This window comes from Bacillus sp. J33, assembly GCF_000518885.1.
Lineage (GTDB): Bacteria > Bacillota > Bacilli > Bacillales > Cytobacillaceae > Cytobacillus.
Genome location: NZ_JAEL01000014.1, coordinates 1 through 16634, shown reverse-complemented (window position 1 = coordinate 16634; position 16634 = coordinate 1). Strand labels below are relative to the sequence as shown.

At 41.4% G+C, this 16634-nt stretch carries 13 protein-coding genes and 1 rRNA gene; 10 read left to right on the top strand and 4 right to left on the bottom strand.

What is annotated here, in order from left to right; all coding sequences use genetic code 11:
* Nucleotides 1–12: 12 nt before the first annotated feature.
* The gene (nikC, locus tag L634_RS0106285) at nt 13–912 is read left to right on the top strand and encodes a nickel transporter permease (RefSeq protein ID WP_026581715.1); all 900 of its coding nucleotides are present in this window, start codon (nt 13–15) and stop codon (nt 910–912) included.
* Between the two features lie 56 nt (nt 913–968).
* On the opposite strand, the gene L634_RS0106280 is transcribed toward nikC, so the two are convergent.
* The 3 genes from L634_RS0106280 to L634_RS0106270 form a co-directional block, all read right to left on the bottom strand.
* Entirely contained in the window at nt 969–2048 is a 1080-nt protein-coding gene (locus tag L634_RS0106280) for an FUSC family protein (RefSeq protein WP_026581714.1), read from the bottom strand.
* A 618-nt stretch (nt 2049–2666) separates the two neighbouring features.
* Entirely contained in the window at nt 2667–7139 is a 4473-nt protein-coding gene (locus tag L634_RS0106275; protein WP_026581713.1) for a glutamate synthase-related protein, read from the bottom strand.
* 407 nt (nt 7140–7546) lie between these two features.
* Complete coding sequence (locus L634_RS0106270; RefSeq protein WP_026581712.1) at nt 7547–8842, bottom strand: glutamate-1-semialdehyde 2,1-aminomutase; 1296 nt, start codon at nt 8840–8842, stop codon at nt 7547–7549.
* Between the two features lie 472 nt (nt 8843–9314).
* Between L634_RS0106270 and L634_RS0106265 the strand changes: the two genes are divergently transcribed.
* The 7 genes from L634_RS0106265 to perR all read left to right on the top strand — a co-directional run bounded on the left by L634_RS0106265 (nt 9315) and on the right by perR (nt 14655).
* Nucleotides 9315–10322 carry an ABC transporter ATP-binding protein gene (locus L634_RS0106265; RefSeq protein ID WP_026581711.1) on the top strand — a complete coding sequence of 336 codons (1008 nt, stop codon included), beginning with the start codon at nt 9315–9317 and terminating at the stop codon, nt 10320–10322.
* Nucleotides 10323–10361: 39 nt separating this feature from the next.
* Nucleotides 10362–11153 carry an ABC transporter permease gene (locus tag L634_RS0106260; RefSeq protein WP_026581710.1) on the top strand — a complete coding sequence of 264 codons (792 nt, stop codon included), beginning with the start codon at nt 10362–10364 and terminating at the stop codon, nt 11151–11153.
* Between the two features lie 4 nt (nt 11154–11157).
* Nucleotides 11158–11943, top strand: a complete 786-nt coding sequence (locus L634_RS0106255; protein WP_026581709.1) for an ABC transporter permease — start codon at nt 11158–11160, stop codon at nt 11941–11943.
* Between the two features lie 111 nt (nt 11944–12054).
* Nucleotides 12055–12465, top strand: a complete 411-nt coding sequence (locus tag L634_RS0106250; protein ID WP_026581708.1) for a potassium channel family protein — start codon at nt 12055–12057, stop codon at nt 12463–12465.
* A gap of 81 nt (nt 12466–12546) precedes the next feature.
* Nucleotides 12547–13017 (top strand): thioredoxin-dependent thiol peroxidase, encoded by a 471-nt coding sequence (gene bcp, locus L634_RS0106245; RefSeq protein WP_026581707.1) that lies wholly within the window; start codon nt 12547–12549, stop codon nt 13015–13017.
* A 534-nt stretch (nt 13018–13551) separates the two neighbouring features.
* Complete coding sequence (locus tag L634_RS0106235; RefSeq protein WP_026581706.1) at nt 13552–14109, top strand: cob(I)yrinic acid a,c-diamide adenosyltransferase; 558 nt, start codon at nt 13552–13554, stop codon at nt 14107–14109.
* Between the two features lie 108 nt (nt 14110–14217).
* On the top strand, nt 14218–14655 hold the full coding sequence (gene perR / locus L634_RS0106230; protein ID WP_198029704.1) for a peroxide-responsive transcriptional repressor PerR: 438 nt from the start codon (nt 14218–14220) through the stop codon (nt 14653–14655).
* Nucleotides 14656–14777: 122 nt separating this feature from the next.
* Here perR and L634_RS0106225 read toward each other — a convergent pair whose 3' ends face one another.
* Nucleotides 14778–15134 (bottom strand): YgzB family protein, encoded by a 357-nt coding sequence (locus L634_RS0106225; RefSeq protein WP_026581704.1) that lies wholly within the window; start codon nt 15132–15134, stop codon nt 14778–14780.
* 149 nt (nt 15135–15283) lie between these two features.
* Here L634_RS0106225 and L634_RS0106220 point away from each other — a divergent pair, with 149 nt between their 5' ends.
* Together L634_RS0106220 and L634_RS0106215 are read left to right on the top strand one after the other, a co-directional pair.
* Nucleotides 15284–16159 (top strand): nucleotidyltransferase-like protein, encoded by an 876-nt coding sequence (locus L634_RS0106220; protein ID WP_026581703.1) that lies wholly within the window; start codon nt 15284–15286, stop codon nt 16157–16159.
* Nucleotides 16160–16435: 276 nt separating this feature from the next.
* A 16S ribosomal RNA gene (locus L634_RS0106215) occupies nt 16436–16634 on the top strand; the annotation flags it as partial.

The following is a 16634-nucleotide window of genomic DNA, read 5'->3' as shown; positions in this document are numbered from 1 at the left end:
GGGGGAGCAGGCTTGGAACTTTCAACTCAAAAAGACCTTCAGCCGTCAGGTTTGCCAGCTGAAGAAAAAGTAGTATCCCCCTGGCTGGAAGCATGGAGGAGCTTTAGAAAGAACAAATTGGCCTTGATTGGGTCACTTATCGTCTTATTCTTTATTATTTTAGCTGTTTTTGCGCCGCTCATCGCGCCGCAGGGGATCAATGAACAAATGCTATCGAAAAGGCTTCAGGCACCATCTAGCGAGCATTGGTTTGGAACCGATGACTTTGGCAGGGATATTTTCTCAAGGGTCGTATATGGTGCAAGAATTTCGTTATGGGTCGGATTCCTCGCAGTAATGGGTTCCATTGTTGTAGGGTGTCTTTTAGGGGTGGTGGCAGGTTACTACGGGAGATGGGTTGATACCATTATCTCACGTATATTTGATATTATGCTTGCTTTCCCGAGTATTTTGCTGGCAATTGCGATTGTAGCCGTTTTAGGGCCATCATTGAGAAATGCCCTGATTGCCATTGCGGTTATCAATATTCCTAACTTTGGAAGGCTTATCCGTTCCAGGGTGCTCAGTGTAAAACAAGAGGAGTATATTATGGCTGCAAAAGCGATAGGTATGAGCAATAGCCGGATCCTCTTTAAGCATGTACTCCCGAACAGTATGGCGCCGATTATTGTGCAGGGGACACTTGCTATTGCAACAGCGATCATTGAAGCGGCCGCATTAGGATTCTTGGGACTTGGTGCAGAGGCTCCGAATCCTGAATGGGGAAAAATGCTGGCTGATGCCAAGGCATTTCTGGTTCAGGCACCCTGGACGATGATTTTCCCTGGGCTGGCCATTATGCTAACTGTTCTGGGGTTTAACTTAATGGGTGATGGATTAAGGGATGCTCTTGATCCAAGAATGAAGAATTAAAAAAAAGCAGCTGAAATCAGCTGCTTTTTCTATTTTACGCAAACGATGGCGCTAATTTATTCCATATTTTCCTGTATGGTAACCTCATTTTCATCCTTGTGATAAGACTGAAAACTTGTTATCAGCTTATCAAGATGTTCCACATGCTCGTCATAGTCAACAATGGCTGAGACGATTTGCATGATATGGGGAAGAATCGATTCCTCATTAAGTTCATGCTCTTTTTGCTGTGCCAGAAATAGATTCACTAATTCCCTTCTGCTTAGGCTGAAATCTCCTTCCTCAAATACCACATTCGGTCGGACCTTTCCAATGAATTTCAGCATGACATGTTCATGGTAATGAATTAAAATATCCAGCTGCTGCTGTACAGCGTGCTGAAATTCTTCAGGCATTTGCTGCAGATCATTTTCAAAACGGTGCAGCTTTTTTAATGTTTCCAATGAACGTTTTACGGTTGAAATCATCTGTCTGTAGATAACTAGCTTCCGTGATTTGACTAAATCATTCCGCTTAAAGTAGTTTCGTTCTTCTTTATACATTATATATAATTGCTCAAGCTTTACGTTGCTTTCCTTCATTTTATCAATGTCATTTTTCAGCAGCTTATGCTCTGATGCATGCCTGATGTTCAAGCGGATCCATTTTGTAATTTCTTCTGTGCTATTGGAAATCTTGAAGTATAGCTTGTTTTCATATTTAGGCGGCAGAAAGACAAGGTTGACGATAAAAGCAGACAAGACCCCAAGCATAATGGTAGAAAAGCGAATGAGAGCGAACTGCAGAAAAGTGTCTCCTGGTGTTTCCATAATCGCAATCAAGGTCACCAGTGATAAGCCGATTGTATTTTCAATTTTCAGCTTCAGATTAATAGTAATGACCATAATCGCAGCGAGGCCAATAATAAAGACATCATTGCCAAATAAAAGTACAAAGATGACTGCAATTAATGCACCGATGGCATTCCCCTGAATTTGCTCAATAATGGATAGGTACGATCTATAAATGGTCGGCTGTACGGCAAAAATGGCCGCAATTCCAGCAAAAATAGGAGAAGGCAAGTGAAAAAGCTCCGATAAAAATAAAGATAAAATAATTGCGATTCCCGTCTTAAGGATGCGGGCGCCAAGCTTCATACAATATATGTCCTTTCTTCCAGCAATGTATTTTTTATTTGCTGATTGATTAATAATTTTTGACAAGAGGCAGTCCGTGTTATATATACTTTAAACGGTTTTGCTCAGTATTAAACAATATTGTACTATACAGGGATATGGAAAGAAGTTCAAGGGGCATTTTAATGAAATTTTTATTAAGAAAAAGTAAAAAAGTGGGAGTAGGGATCCGGTGGTGAGCATACTCACTTTTGAATTTAATGTACCTGCTTGTGCAATAAAGGACTAGGCGGGGGAACGTAACAAAGTAGTTCCTGTGAAAGGCGTTTTGGAACGGGGGTGAATGTGCCAGCGAACGCAGCAAAGGAGCTGTAAATGGACCAATAGCAGGGAAATAGTGCTGATGAATGGAAAATGGAACTCTTAAGGAAATAAAGAAGCTGATGATTAGCCCAACTGATCAGAAGAATGAACTGTGAAGGGAACGGGAACTATAGAGAAAAGGGAGTATTTCCAAATCGAATTTAACTGTAAACCAGATTTAAAAAAATGAAAACCTATCACACATATAAACATTTAGTTGGATTATAAAAAGCCCCGTCCGAAGTCAAGGACGGGGCTTTCGATTCTTATAGAATATCACTCTGTAGAAACAGATGGATCGGCTTGCTCTTTGACCGGTATGACCTGAAGGAAGTGGTCTGCCGGATGCTCGAGAAGGGCAGCAAGCTGGGAAGCTTCTTCAGACTGGCCTTGATCTTTCAATAATGCGATGTATTGGCCAAGTAGTTCTTTAACATCTTCAATTCCTTTTTCGGAAAGGGAAGTGACAGAGACTTTTGCACCTTTAGCGATTCTGCGCTGGATGGCTTCTTGCGTTAAGCCCATTTCCGGCTGGTGCCTTAAATATACAACACCGCCAGTCATGCCTGCGCAAATCCATGGGCCTGGATCACCAAGGACAAGCCCTCTTCCATTTGTCATATATTCAAATGCAAAGCCTTTGATATTAGCGTTTGTTCCAATATTGCCGTATTCCTTTTCAGGAAGCGGTTTTCTGAGCTGTCCGCCAATAATCATGTCTGCTCCGGATAATCGGATTCCTGCACGGGCATCAGCGTTGCCCTGTGCTACAAGCAATCCCTGCTGAGCTCCATATCCAAAGCCTTTGCCAACAGAACCGTTGTAAAACTTGCCATTCTTTCCTTTTGCCTTAAAAATCTTGATTTGGCCGCCAAATGATGTTTTTCCGATACCATCCTGGGCTCCTCCGGCAACTTCAATATTTATGCCGAAGCTATTGTATGCTCCCAAACCGTTTCCTGGAATAGAACCGCCTTTATATTTAAGGTCTACTGGCGGAAGGGCTTTATAGGAGCCATCCAAACGGCCTCTTACGCGGTGGCAGGAAACGCGGCTGCCCAAAACACGCTGTTCAGAGGTAATGCTTTGGAATTCGCGTGATTGATGCAATTCTTCCACGCTTGCGTCCAGGTATTCTGCTCCAACAGCAACCTGCAGCTGAGCTTCATGCAGCGCAGCAGGAGCTTCCTGCTGAGAAAACTGGCCGATTTCAAGTGTTTTTAAGAGGTGAGTCAAATTAAGCTGATTTTCACCTTTCGTCTGGACAAGAAGATCGGAACGACCTACTGCATCCTGCAGGTTTTTCACACCAATTGATGCTGCCAATGCTTTCAGCTCTTCGCCAAATGCTGTAAACAGGTTCATTATGCCTTGGACTGCAAGGTCAAATTGGCGAGGTACGAATCTTCTTAAACCATGTTCTTTAGCTTGTGCTTCAGAATCAATCTGTGTAGCAATCCCAACGTGGCAAGTGTCAAGATGGCAGCCGCGGCATGTTGTACAGCCGATAGCCAGCATTGAGAGTGTACCGAAGCCAACGCGGTTTGCCCCAAGAAGCATAACCTTCAATACGTCAGCAGCACTCTTAATTCCGCCGTCCGCCCATAGTTCTACATTATCACGGATACCCGCTTCCAATAGAGCATTATGAGCCGCTTTTACACCGATTTCTACCGGCAAACCTACGTGCTGGAGGGCGTGGATCCTTGCAGCACCAGTACCGCCGTCAAATCCGCTTAGTGTGATAATATCAGCGCCGGCCTTAGCGATCCCGACTGCGATTGTTCCGATATTCGGTACAACCGGAACTTTAACAGCTACCTTCGCTTTGTCGTTGGCTGTCTTAAGTTCATGGATCATTTGTGCCAGGTCTTCAATTGAATAAATATCATGGTTGTTTGATGGTGAAATCAAATCTGATCCAATTGTTGCATTACGGGCTTCAGCAATTTTTGCTGTCACCTTTGAACCTGGAAGGTGTCCGCCTTCACCAGGCTTAGCACCCTGCCCGATTTTAATTTCCAGCAAGTTGGAAGAATTTAATAGTTCGGCATTTACACCGAAACGTCCGGAAGCCACTTGCTGTCCTCGGGTTTTTGGATATTTTCCGAGCATATCCTTGATTTCCCCGCCTTCACCATTTAAGCTGACCATGTTCAAACGGTCTGCACCTTCCGCATAGGCTCTGAAAGCTGTCTCATTCTGAGAACCAAAGGACATGGATGAGATGACGAATGGCAGGTCATGCTCACCAACGTGCAAGCTGATATCTTCTGGCTTCAGGTTTGAATTCGTTTCTTTAAATCCAGTTAAATGGCGGATTGTTGTTGGATTCTGGTCCTCCTGCTCAGTAATCTTTTCCTTGTATGCACTATAGTCGCCTGTTGATGCTACTTCGCCAATGGCTTTCCAGATGCGAGGGAAAAGGCTGAATGTCTTTCCGATCCGCTCTTTTTCATTCTGGTAATCTTCTGCTCTGGCAAAAGCATCTTCCTTTAAGGCATCGAAGTTAAAGGCAAGCTCCTTTGAACCGAAGAAGTTTACAATATTCAAATACTCAGCAAGATCTTCGTGCAGGCCGATAGCTGAGAACAGGCGGCCATAACCTCTTAATTCATGAATTCCGATAGTGGAAATAACCTTTTCAAGTCCTTTAGTAAGAGCTGAATATAAATTTGTTAATGGTGTTACAGAATCCCCAAGCACTGTCATAAACATATAGTAAGGACTGATAATATCAGCGCCCAATCCAAATGCTGTAATGATGTCGTGCAGTGACCTGATGGAAGCAGCGCGCAGCAAAATAGAACATTCGCGGCGTAAGGCTTCTTTTACAAGGGCCTGGTCAATGGCAGACACGGCCAAATGCGGATCAATCCAGTATGCGTCCTCCTGATGAGCATTTGCATCATCAAGTACAAGCAGGGTCTTTCCGCTTTGTACAGCCTCAACAGCTTCTGCTGCTAAACGGTCCAAAGCTTCCTTAATTGTTTCATCCTTTCTAAATGTGGTAGAAAGATAAGATATAAGCTTTTGCTCCTGATAGAATCCGGTTACTTGATCGTAGCTTGGCTGCCCAAGAGCAGTAGAGCATTCAAAGCCTGCTTTCCCCTCTATTAAAATAGGAGTCTGCAATTCAATTACTGCACCAGGCTGCTGTTTTTCGTATAATGATGGTCGCTGCCCGATAATGGTCCGTGTAGAGAAATGTTCCGTTTCTCTGTCGCGGTCAATGGCAGGGTTTGTAACGACTGCAACACTTTCCTTAATAAAATCAGCAATATTTTTGCGCTGGGGATTTAGTGCTGCCAGAGGAGAATCATGACCAAGTGAACGGATTGGCTCTGCTCCTTTTTCAGCCATTTGTTCTATAAGCTGGACGTGGTCTCTTTCCCAGCCAAATGCTTTATATTGCCCGTTATGAACTTTGTCCGGGTAGTTTACAGAGATTGTCTTTTCTAGTTTAGGAGACTGAAGGCGAATTCGGAAATTCTCAGCATTCACACGTTTTGAAAATCTCTCATAAACCTCAGCCTGGTAGTCGCTATGTTCATATACAGCAAGTGTGTCGCCGTCCCATTTCAATCCAACCTTTTCACCTGGCGATAGTGGTTTAGGTTCGTTGACATATTCGCTTGATGGAATAATTCCCGGCTCAGATGAGAACAGATATGAACTTTCTGTTTCCAGCATCCAAAGCGGACGAAGACCCAAAGCATCCACGCTGAATACTGCCTCATCGGCAAAGCGGGAGATGATTCCTGCTGGTCCTTGAGCAAAATGCCCCCATGCCTCCCGGATATAGGAATACATATCCTGAAGGTGATCCGGGTATGATTTAATTTCATTGACGATAGGCGGAAACATGACATCCATTGCTTCAAATAAGGAATATCCGTCACGGCAAATAAACGTTTCGATCGTTCTGCTCAAATCCTGTGAGTCACTTCCGTCTTTTACTAGCGGAACGCCTACCATCTTCGCTTCATCTCTTAGCTTGGCAATAGTATTGATTTCACCATTGTGGCCTAAAATGCTGAAGGGCTGCACACGGAAGAAACTAGATAATGTATTTGTTGAATAGCGGTTATGTCCAAGTGTCATCGTTGAAGCTACAAGCGGGTTAGCCAAGTCGTGATAGTACTTAGGCAAAATATCGCCTGCGCCCATTACTTTATAAACTGCATGATGCTGGCTGAGAGAAGCAACATGTACATGTTCGTTTTCTTCAAAATCGACGATTAATTCAAAAAGCTTTTTGGAAAGCTCTCCGGAAGGCTGCTCGGATAAACAGGCAAATTGCCAGAATACAGGGTTTTCCTGAATGGCGATTGGACCTAAAGCAGAGGACTCGGTTACTTCATCAGATTCAAAAATAACTGAAAGCTGTGCGTCGGCAAGCTTTTGCATTAAGTGCTTTTTAAATGACTCAGTATCCTGCTTTCTGGACATAAAAACATGTCCAACCACAAATCCCTCTTTTGATGCAGCTTCTGGATCAGCTCCTGCTTCCTTAAGCTTTTCTTTCCATAGTTCTCTTGGGATATCAATGTGGATACCAACTCCGTCTCCTTCACCATTAATAAAACCGGCACGGTGATTCATGGTAACAAGCGCATTGATGCAGCTGAAAATATTTTCCCGTGTAGGAATTTTCTTTTTTTCCATTGCAGAAACGATACCGCAAGCATCATGTTCCTGACGGTGAAACTCTTTAAAAAGTGAAGGACTCCATTGTTGTAATGTCATAATATTCGGCTGAAAATAAGGCGCTGCCTTAAAGCCGTTCACCTCCTGATTAGTAATCTATTAAAATTAATTGTTTACGGGTTTTAAATGAGGTTGTTCAAAAAGTTAAATTTTTGAAAGGATAAATGCATCATGCATTTATTAAAAGAAAAGTGTGATTATTTAGGGCAGGTCATTGCCTTTTTAACGATCTTTTTGTTAGCGTAATCCGCTCTACAGAAAAGATTTCTCCCATCATATCATATGAATTTTCAGAAATCAATTATTTATACAAAAAGTTGGATAGAAAATAGTGGGACAGAATAGGGGATGTATAAAAAAACACCTTGTTTGTAAACGTTTTCATTTTTGTTATTAAAGAAAAAGGGAGCTTTTTCGCTCCCGGTAATGTATAAATTAATGAATATTTATTCGTTGCTCATTTGCTGGAATGCATTTTGTACTGCGTGAATAGTTGCGTTAATGTCATCCTCAGTATGGGCAATTGTGACAAACCATGCTTCATACTTGGAAGGTGCGAGGTTTATTCCCTGATTGAGCATTAGTTTGAAAAACTTGGCAAACATTTCACCGTCTGTGTTTTCAGCTTGTTCATAATTCACAACTTTTTCATTTGTAAAGTAAAGAGTAAGAGCACCTTTTAAACGGTTAATTGTGATCGGAATGTTAAAATCTTCAGCAGCTGCGCTGATGCCTTCTTCAAGCAGTTCTCCAAGGCGGTCCAAATATTCATAGACTCCAGGCTGCTTAAGAACTTCAAGGCATGCAATCCCCGAAAGGATGGAAGCGGGGTTTCCAGCCATAGTGCCAGCCTGATATGCAGGGCCTAAAGGTGCTACCGTTTCCATGATCTCCTTCTTCCCGCCATAAGCGCCGATTGGCAGGCCGCCGCCAATGATTTTTCCCATAGCAGTCAGATCCGGCTTTACTCCAAGCAGGTCCTGGGCCCCGCCATACATAAAACGGAACGCTGTAATAACTTCATCATAAATAACTAAGGCACCGGCAGCATGGGTTAATTCGTTAACCTGTTCCAGGAATCCTGGCTTAGGCTCAACAATTCCAAAGTTGCCGACAATTGGTTCGACTAGGACTGCGGCGATCTGGTCACCCCATTTTTCCAATGCTTCTTTATATGGTTCAATTTCATTAAAAGGAACCGTGATCACTTCCTGGGCAATTGATTTAGGAACTCCAGCAGAGTCCGGTGTTCCGAGTGTTGATGGTCCAGAACCTGCAGCAACAAGAACAAGGTCGGAATGGCCATGATAGCAGCCGGCGAACTTGATAATTTTGTCTCTTCCCGTATAGGCTCTTGCCACACGGATCGTAGTCATAACTGCTTCTGTACCAGAATTGACAAAACGGACTTTATCCAGATTAGGCATTGCTTCCTTCAGCATCTCTGCAAACTTTACTTCGTGGGGAGTTGGCGTTCCATATAATACTCCTCGCTCAGCAGCTGTTTTTATTGCTTCAGTAATATGTGGGTGTGCATGGCCAGTAATGATGGGGCCGTAAGCGGCTAAGTAATCGATATATTGATTGCCGTCCACATCCCAAAAATATGCGCCTTGAGCCCTTTCCATGGCAACAGGCGAACCTCCGCCTACTGCTTTATAAGACCTGGAAGGGCTGTTTACTCCTCCGACAATATGCTCAAGCGCTTGTTTATGTAATCGTTCAGAATTAGTAAATTGCATTTTTATCCTCCTGATTGAATCCAATTTAATCGTTCACTTATTATTTTAACATGATTGAAAGGCACTTGGTCCAATCTTAAGAGGAAGGCAGAGTATTCTGTATTTTGCTGATGAAAAATACAAGATCTTAATGGGAAGGCTGTGTTAAAGTTTATTATTGATTTTAGCACCCTGTTGATTGGAGGGAAATGTGCTAATCCCGCGAAAATGCTAACTAATTTTCTTACGACGAGGTGTTCATTCGAGTAAGCTTATTCAATGTCCAGCGGGGGAAGCGTGTCAGCGTGAGACCCGGCAGCTGCGAATGCACCGGGGAGCGTCGGATTCGCCCGCTGAACGCTTGAATGCCCCGTGCTGAAATCAACAGGCAAATTTAACAGGGATAATGAGAAATGCGTGCATTCTATTTGTGTTGGGCTGCTTGTTTGTCTAAACTATTTCCTTAGGGCATTAATTGGCAGGAGGAATGATTATGAATGATGCAATAATAGTGCGGAACTTAAAAAAAGAATTTAAAGCATATTCAAGCCGCTCTGGATTAAAAGGGGCTTTCCGAGACCTGTTGACAAGAAATTATAAAATAGTGCCAGCTGTTAACGATATTAGTTTTAATGTAAAACAAGGAGAGATGGTCGGGTATATCGGAGAAAATGGAGCTGGCAAGTCAACAACCATTAAAATGATGACAGGGATCTTAACACCGACAAGCGGCGAAGTTATTGTAAATGGGATGAACCCCCATAAAGACCGCGAAAAGTTCGTCAGCACCATTGGAGTGGTTTTCGGGCAAAGATCACAGCTGTGGTGGGATATTGCTGTTCAGGAGTCTTTCAGGCTGCTGAAAAAGGTGTATAAAGTATCAGATGAACAATATGACAGCCATATGGCACATGTCATAAAAACACTGGATATAGAACCCCTGCTGGATAAGCCGGTCAGAAAGCTTTCACTTGGACAAAGAATGAGATGCGAACTAGCAGCTGCATTAATTCATAACCCGCCGCTTCTGTTTTTGGACGAACCTACTATTGGGCTTGATGTGCTCGTTAAACTAAAAATCCGGGAGTTCCTCAAGGAAATAAATGAAAAATATAACACAACCATACTGTTGACCACGCATGACTTAACCGATATTGAAGCGCTGTGTGAACGGGTAGTTATGCTGGATGACGGAAAAATTATTTACGATGGGGCATTAAAAAGCCTGAAGGAAAAATGGGGTGAAGGCAAGGAAATAGAATTTCAATTCCTGGAAGAAGTGGATCTGGCCGATCTCAATAAAATCACGTCTTCATCTGAAGTGAAATGGGAGAAGGATGGAAAGGGAGCGATCTTTACAGCTATTGTAGAAGATAATGATGAACTTATTTCTTTATTGATTGCAAAGGTGGTTGCGGATTTAAAAGTAAAGGATATCAATATTAAAGAAACTTCGACTGAAGAAATTATCCGAAATATCTATGACCGGGGGATATCGTAATGGAATGGTATAACTTGTACCGAGGCCGGAGGTGTTCCTGTGGATAAATATTTAGAAATGATCCGGATCCGCTTTTTAATGATGCTGGCATATAGAACTAATTACTATACAGGCATCTTAATTTACAGCATCAATATAGGTGCTTATTATTTCCTGTGGTCGGCAATATACGGAGAAAAGGATACAATAGAAAGCATGTCTGTTATCCAAATGTCTACATATGTAGCAGTAGCATGGATGGCGAGAGCATTTTACTTTAATAACATTGACCGTGAAATGGCTGCGGAAATTAAAGAAGGAAAGGTAGCGGTAGAACTGATCCGCCCATATAATTATCTCGGCATGAAAACAATGCAGGGGTTAGGAGAAGGAATTTTCCGCCTGTTCTTCTTTTCAGTTCCCGGGATGGTGATTGTTTCATTTATTTTCCCTCTCCAATTTTCCGCAAATGCAGCTACCTGGATTTTATTTGCAGTATCAATTTTATTGAGTTTTTTTATTAATACACAAATTAATTTGCTGACAGGTATTACCACTTTTTTCTTATTTAATAACACAGGGCTTATCCGTGCGAAAAGAGTTGTCATTGACTTGTTTTCAGGCCTTCTTATCCCAATCAGCTTTTTTCCGATTTGGGCTCAGGATATACTTAAGTATCTGCCCTTTCAGGGTATTAGCTATGTGCCAAGTATGATATTTACAAATAGCTTTTCAAATAATGAGGCCGTTCAGGCGATAATCCTTCAGGGGGTCTGGGTCCTAATTCTGGTTATCCCGATTCAGGTACTGTGGGTGATTGCAAAAAAACAGCTTATTATTCAAGGAGGGTGACAGAATGTTTTATATAAAGATTTTCTTCCAGTATGTCGCCCAGTATATGAAAACAAGAATGCAGTACCGAGCCGATCTATTTGTAGAGGTCTTTTCAGATCTGTTATTTCAGGCAGTTAATTTAATTTTTATCTTAGTCGTTTTCGGCCATACCGATCTTCTGGGGGGATGGACCAGAGATGAGATCATTTTTATTTACGGATTTTTCCTTGTGCCTTATGCGCTGTTTTCATCTTTCTTTAATATATGGGACTTTAACGAAAGGTATATAGTTAAAGGGGAGCTAGATAGAATCTTAACAAGGCCGATCCATAGCCTATTCCAAATTGTTTTGGAAAGGATGGAACTTGAATCCTTATTTGGTGCATTGACAGGTATTGCTGTTATGTTCTATTCGGGAATGAGTCTTGGACTGAAAATATCCTGGGCAGATCCGCTCTTATTTCTCCTGTTTGTTTTAGGAGGAATGCTTGTGTATGGAGGCATTTTTGTTATGATTGCTTGCATAAGTTTTTGGGCCGATGCGAGAACGTCAATAATGCCGATGATGTATAACATCGGAAATTATGGAAGGTATCCGGTAGATATTTATAATACCGTTATCCGATTTGTTTTGACATGGGTGCTGCCATTTGCCTTTGTTGGTGTGTACCCGGCTGCATATTTTTTAGGGAAGGAAGAATGGTTTCTTTATTCATTCTTAACTCCAGTGATTGGAATCGTATTTTTTGGAATTTCAATCCTGATTTGGAATTCCGGAATAAAACGTTATAGAGGTGCGGGCAATTAAGCAAGAGCCGGGGGATATCCCTGGCTTTTATATATATAGACGTGCTGTCATACAGGCACTATTTAAAGCGTATAAATGAATGGAAAAGCCATTCCGAAATGAGGTTGCATTATGGCGCTTTATTTGTCGTTAATCCTGATTGTTTTATGCATGATCATGAGTCTGCAAACTCTCTTTTCATCTGCTAAGATTAAGGGAAGATGGGTTTCTTTAGAGAATTTCCTTTACCTTATAAGTTTGTATGCCACAATTTTGATCGGGTTTGGACTAATTTATATTTTGCTTGATTTGCATGGGCTTGTTGTTTTAATAGATGGCACTAATTACATTGAAGCAGGATTTCTGGATCGGCTTGAAACAGGTTTTTATTTTAGTGCAGTTACATTATTTTCAGTTGGATATGGAGACATTAGCCCAATTGGGATTGGCAGGATGATTGCCGTTATGGAAGCGCTGATTGGCTATGTTATACCCGCAGCATTTGTGGCAAGAGTTGTATTTGATGTGGAAAAAAGGGCATGATGGCGCCGCAAATAGTTGTGTTTGAACGGAAAGTTGGATAGGCTTAAAGTAAGTAAACTTATCCAACAGGAGTGATGGAAAATGGCAATTGCAATTGGAGAGACTGCTCCGGATTTTGAACTGGAGGCCAGCAATGGCAAAAAGGTTAAGCTTTCAGATTACCGGGGTAAGAATGTGGTTCTTTATTTTTATCCAAAAGACATGACGCCAGGCTGTACAACGCAGGCATGTGATTTCAGGGATCAGCATGAGAATTTTGCAGGTGTGAATGCGGTAATTTTAGGTGTAAGTCCAGACCCTCTAAGCAGACATGAAAAGTTTATTGAAAAACATGGTCTTCCTTTCTTGCTGCTTGCTGATGAGGACCATAAAGCTGCTGAGGATTATGGTGTCTGGAAGCTGAAGAAGAACTTCGGCAAGGAATACATGGGGATTGAGCGATCCACTTTTATAATTGACCAGGAAGGAAAACTCGTCAAAGAGTGGCGTAAAGTGAAAGTAAAAGGGCATGTAGAAGAGGCTCTTGAATATATTAAGGAAAACTTGGCCTAGAGTGTTTAAATAAGCATAATTCGCAAAATGGGGAGCCTATTTTTAGGGGAACAAGGCTTTTGTCCATTCCTAAAAACAAGTTTTGCATATCATTTTATTAGGGCATACCTCCTCAGATACTTTTTTCGAAGCGGACCTGACAGGGTCCGTTTTTTTTGATATTTTCTTACGACGAGATGTTTATTCAAGGATGTTTTTCAAATGTCTTGCTCACAAGAGATGGGAGTGAGAGACCCTGCAAGCGAAGCCGAGGAGGCTCTCTTTCTGCTCCGCGGAAAGCATGTGCCCCGTACTGAAATCAACGGGTAAAATTTAAACTAAATCTATTTAGAAAAGAGCCTTTTTAAAAAGGGGTTGCTTCTAAAGAGGCATACCATTTGGCGAGTGAAGAATGTAACGACACGCAGCACCTCTCAAGTATTACCAAAGATTATTTGCCAGGATCTTTTGAAATTTTCAAGCATAACCTTCATACATATATATAAAATAACAAAGATTATATAAAAGCCATTGATCTTGAAAGAGGGTATTGAGATGAAGATTTATACAAAAACGGGAGACAGGGGAACCACTTCTTTAATATATGGGCAAAGAGTTAATAAGGATGATGTTCGTGTTGAGGCATATGGAACATGTGATGAGGCAAACTCAATGATCGGATTAGCGTTAAGCCATCTCGCCGCTGAATTTTTTCCAGATAAAGATAATCTGGAAGATGTTTTCCATAAAGTTCAGACTGACTTGTTTCATGCTGGTGCAGAGCTCGCAACACCTAAAGGAAAGAAGGTAAAGTGGGAGATAACCGAAAAAGATATATCTAATATGGAAAAGCAGATTGACAAATGGGAAACAGATCTTGCCCAACTTACTAATTTTATATTGCCTGGCGGGCATACATCTGGTGCGGCGTTCCATGTTGCAAGAACAATCGTAAGAAGGGCGGAGCGCTGTGCAGTTTCATTGGGAGAAGATGTGAATCCGCTAGTCATAGCGTACTTAAACCGTTTATCCGATTTGCTGTTTGTGTCTGCCCGATATGTAAATCATCATTTAGGCTCCATTGAGCATACACTGCATGCTGATAAGAGCTGATACCCTCTATTAAGTTGTTTGCAATATTGACAAATGTGGTAAAAAATTAGTACACTATTTATAAAGATTATAAAGTAAGAATATTTGTTGGAAAAGAGGTGCATGGCGGTGGCGCAAATGGAATTAAAAGAAGCGCTGGATACTTTGAAAGAAACAGGAGTCCGTATCACTCCGCAGCGTCATGCGATACTTGAATATTTAATAAACTCCATGTCACACCCGACTGCAGATGATATATACAAGGCATTGGAAGGTAAATTCCCTAATATGAGTGTGGCTACAGTTTACAATAATTTACGAGTATTTCGTGAAGTTGGCCTTGTAAAAGAGCTAACATACGGTGACGCATCAAGCCGCTTCGATTTTGTAACTACCCATCATTATCATGTTATATGTGAAAGCTGCGGGAAGATTGTAGATTTCCATTATCCTGGTCTTGATGAAGTAGAGCATCTTGCTTCGCATGTTACAGGGTTTAAAATTAGCCATCATAGAATGGAAATTTACGGAACCTGTCCTGAATGTGCAAGCAAGGAAGCACATTAATAATTACTGAAAAGCTGCCGGCGGAGTGCTGTCAGCTTTTCCTTTTGCTTACGTATAGAAGAGACAAATAAAAACCGGCTACAGCTAGCCGGTTTTTAAACAAATATGAAGCGGTGAGCTGATCAGCTCTGCTTCGTATTTTTTTTATTGTATTTTTCGTTAAATTCTACGCCCTCAAGTTTTGGATCAAGCGTTAAAGGCTCATTGCAATACATGCACATATCAACACGGCCAAGCATCTTAGTATGTTTTCCGCAATTCGGGCAAACCACCTGCACGGTTTTAGTTGAAAGCATGCCGATCCAAAAATATACACCGGTGCTAGCAAGAATGCACAGCATTCCAAGAAGCATAAATATTGTCATGAGAAGAGGGGAATTTCTAAAGAAGATTCCGAGGTACATAACGATAAATCCGATAAAAATTAAACTAAGGGCAAAGGTACGAATCTTATTAATTTTACTTGAGTACTTAGCCATTCTGTTCCCTCCTAAAAACTAACTATAACATACTCTATTTGCCCAAATAAACATATTATTGAATCGTGTCGAAAAATGTCTCACATTTAGGAAGGATTTCATTTATAATTGTCGAAGATATACGCTATCAATAAAATGGAGGAATTATGATGGAAGACATTCTCCGTCCTATTTATCAAGAACGAGCAAGCCAAACAAATACTCTCGGAGTAATTATGACCGAAAAGATACAAAGGTCAATCCCTGCTACAGATACTTTTGATGCTGTGCTGCTCATTCTTGTTAAGGAAGCAGATGAACCTGTGTTTGTTAAGCATTACACATATAAGGATAAAAAAGCGGCACTTCAGATTGTCACGGATAAGCAGCTTCGTGAATGGATCCTTTTGGGATCAAACCGAAAGATCTTTGATTGGCTGTATAATGGAAAAGTCCTCTTTGATCGAAATGAATATATCCATAATTTGAAGGTAGAATTAAGGGAGTTTCCGTTCTATGGGCGAAAATTAAAAATGGGGCTTGAGTTTGCCAAGCTGATCCGCAGGTATATGGATGGCAAAGCTTTCTTTGAAAACCGAAACTATTTTGACGCTTATAATCATATTGTTCATTCTCTTCATCATCTGGCTAGGCTTGCGGTTATCGAAAACGGTTTTCATCCTGAGGTGACTGTTTGGAATCAGGTGAAACAAATTGAACCGGAAATTATGAAGCTATATGAGGAACTGGTAAATAGCCAGGAACCCCTTGAAAAAAGACTTGAACTTCTATTTTTAGCGAGCGAATTCTTAATCCACTCAAGAACAAAACAAGGAATTAGCCACCTTGCAGATATTCTTGCCAAGAAAGATCAATGGTCAATCCAAGACATTATGAATCATGAAGAGCTTCATCTATATGCAGTTGACTTGAGCATGCTGCTTGAGTATCTGATTGATAAACATATTATTGAAGTTGTAAATATGGAAACCAAGGGACAAGGGATTTATCACAGGTACTATAAGCTCGGAAAAAAATTATCGTAAAAAAACATTAAAAGCTATTGACCTTTAATTAAATCCTTGTTATATTTATATCCGTCGCTGCGATATGAACAAAAAACATTTTCACAGCTGACGGATTTCTTTTAAAAAAGTGTTGACAGTTAAAAGAAACACATGTTATATTGATAAAGTCGCTTCTGAGCGATGAGGTAAAATATAACAAAGAGAAATTGATCTTTGAAAACTGAACGAACAAAAACGTCAACGTTAATTCTTTAGTCTTTTTTGAAAAGACAACTTATGAGCTTAATCAACTCTTATATGGAGAGTTTGATCCTGGCTCAGGACGAACGCTGGCGGCGTGCCTAATACATGCAAGTCGAGCGGACGGATGGGAGCTTGCTCCCTGAAGTCAGCGGCGGACGGGTGAGTAACACGTGGGCAACCTGCCTGTAAGACTGGGATAACTCCGGGAAACCGGGGCTAATACCGGATAATTCTTTCCCTCACATGAGGG

Excerpts from the sequence above, each read along its gene's own strand:
- L634_RS0106280 (WP_026581714.1), bottom strand. The coding sequence starts at position 2,048 with ATGAAGCTTGGCGCCCGCATCCTTAAGACGGGAATCGCAATTATTTTA.
- L634_RS0106275 (WP_026581713.1), bottom strand. The coding sequence starts at position 7,139 with ATGACATTACAACAATGGAGTCCTTCACTTTTTAAAGAGTTTCACCGT.
- L634_RS0106270 (WP_026581712.1), bottom strand. The coding sequence starts at position 8,842 with ATGCAATTTACTAATTCTGAACGATTACATAAACAAGCGCTTGAGCAT.
- L634_RS0106265 (WP_026581711.1), top strand. The coding sequence starts at position 9,315 with ATGAATGATGCAATAATAGTGCGGAACTTAAAAAAAGAATTTAAAGCA.
- L634_RS0106255 (WP_026581709.1), top strand. The coding sequence starts at position 11,158 with ATGTTTTATATAAAGATTTTCTTCCAGTATGTCGCCCAGTATATGAAA.
- L634_RS0106250 (WP_026581708.1), top strand. The coding sequence starts at position 12,055 with ATGGCGCTTTATTTGTCGTTAATCCTGATTGTTTTATGCATGATCATG.
- bcp (WP_026581707.1), top strand. The coding sequence starts at position 12,547 with ATGGCAATTGCAATTGGAGAGACTGCTCCGGATTTTGAACTGGAGGCC.
- L634_RS0106235 (WP_026581706.1), top strand. The coding sequence starts at position 13,552 with ATGAAGATTTATACAAAAACGGGAGACAGGGGAACCACTTCTTTAATA.
- L634_RS0106225 (WP_026581704.1), bottom strand. The coding sequence starts at position 15,134 with ATGGCTAAGTACTCAAGTAAAATTAATAAGATTCGTACCTTTGCCCTT.
- L634_RS0106220 (WP_026581703.1), top strand. The coding sequence starts at position 15,284 with ATGGAAGACATTCTCCGTCCTATTTATCAAGAACGAGCAAGCCAAACA.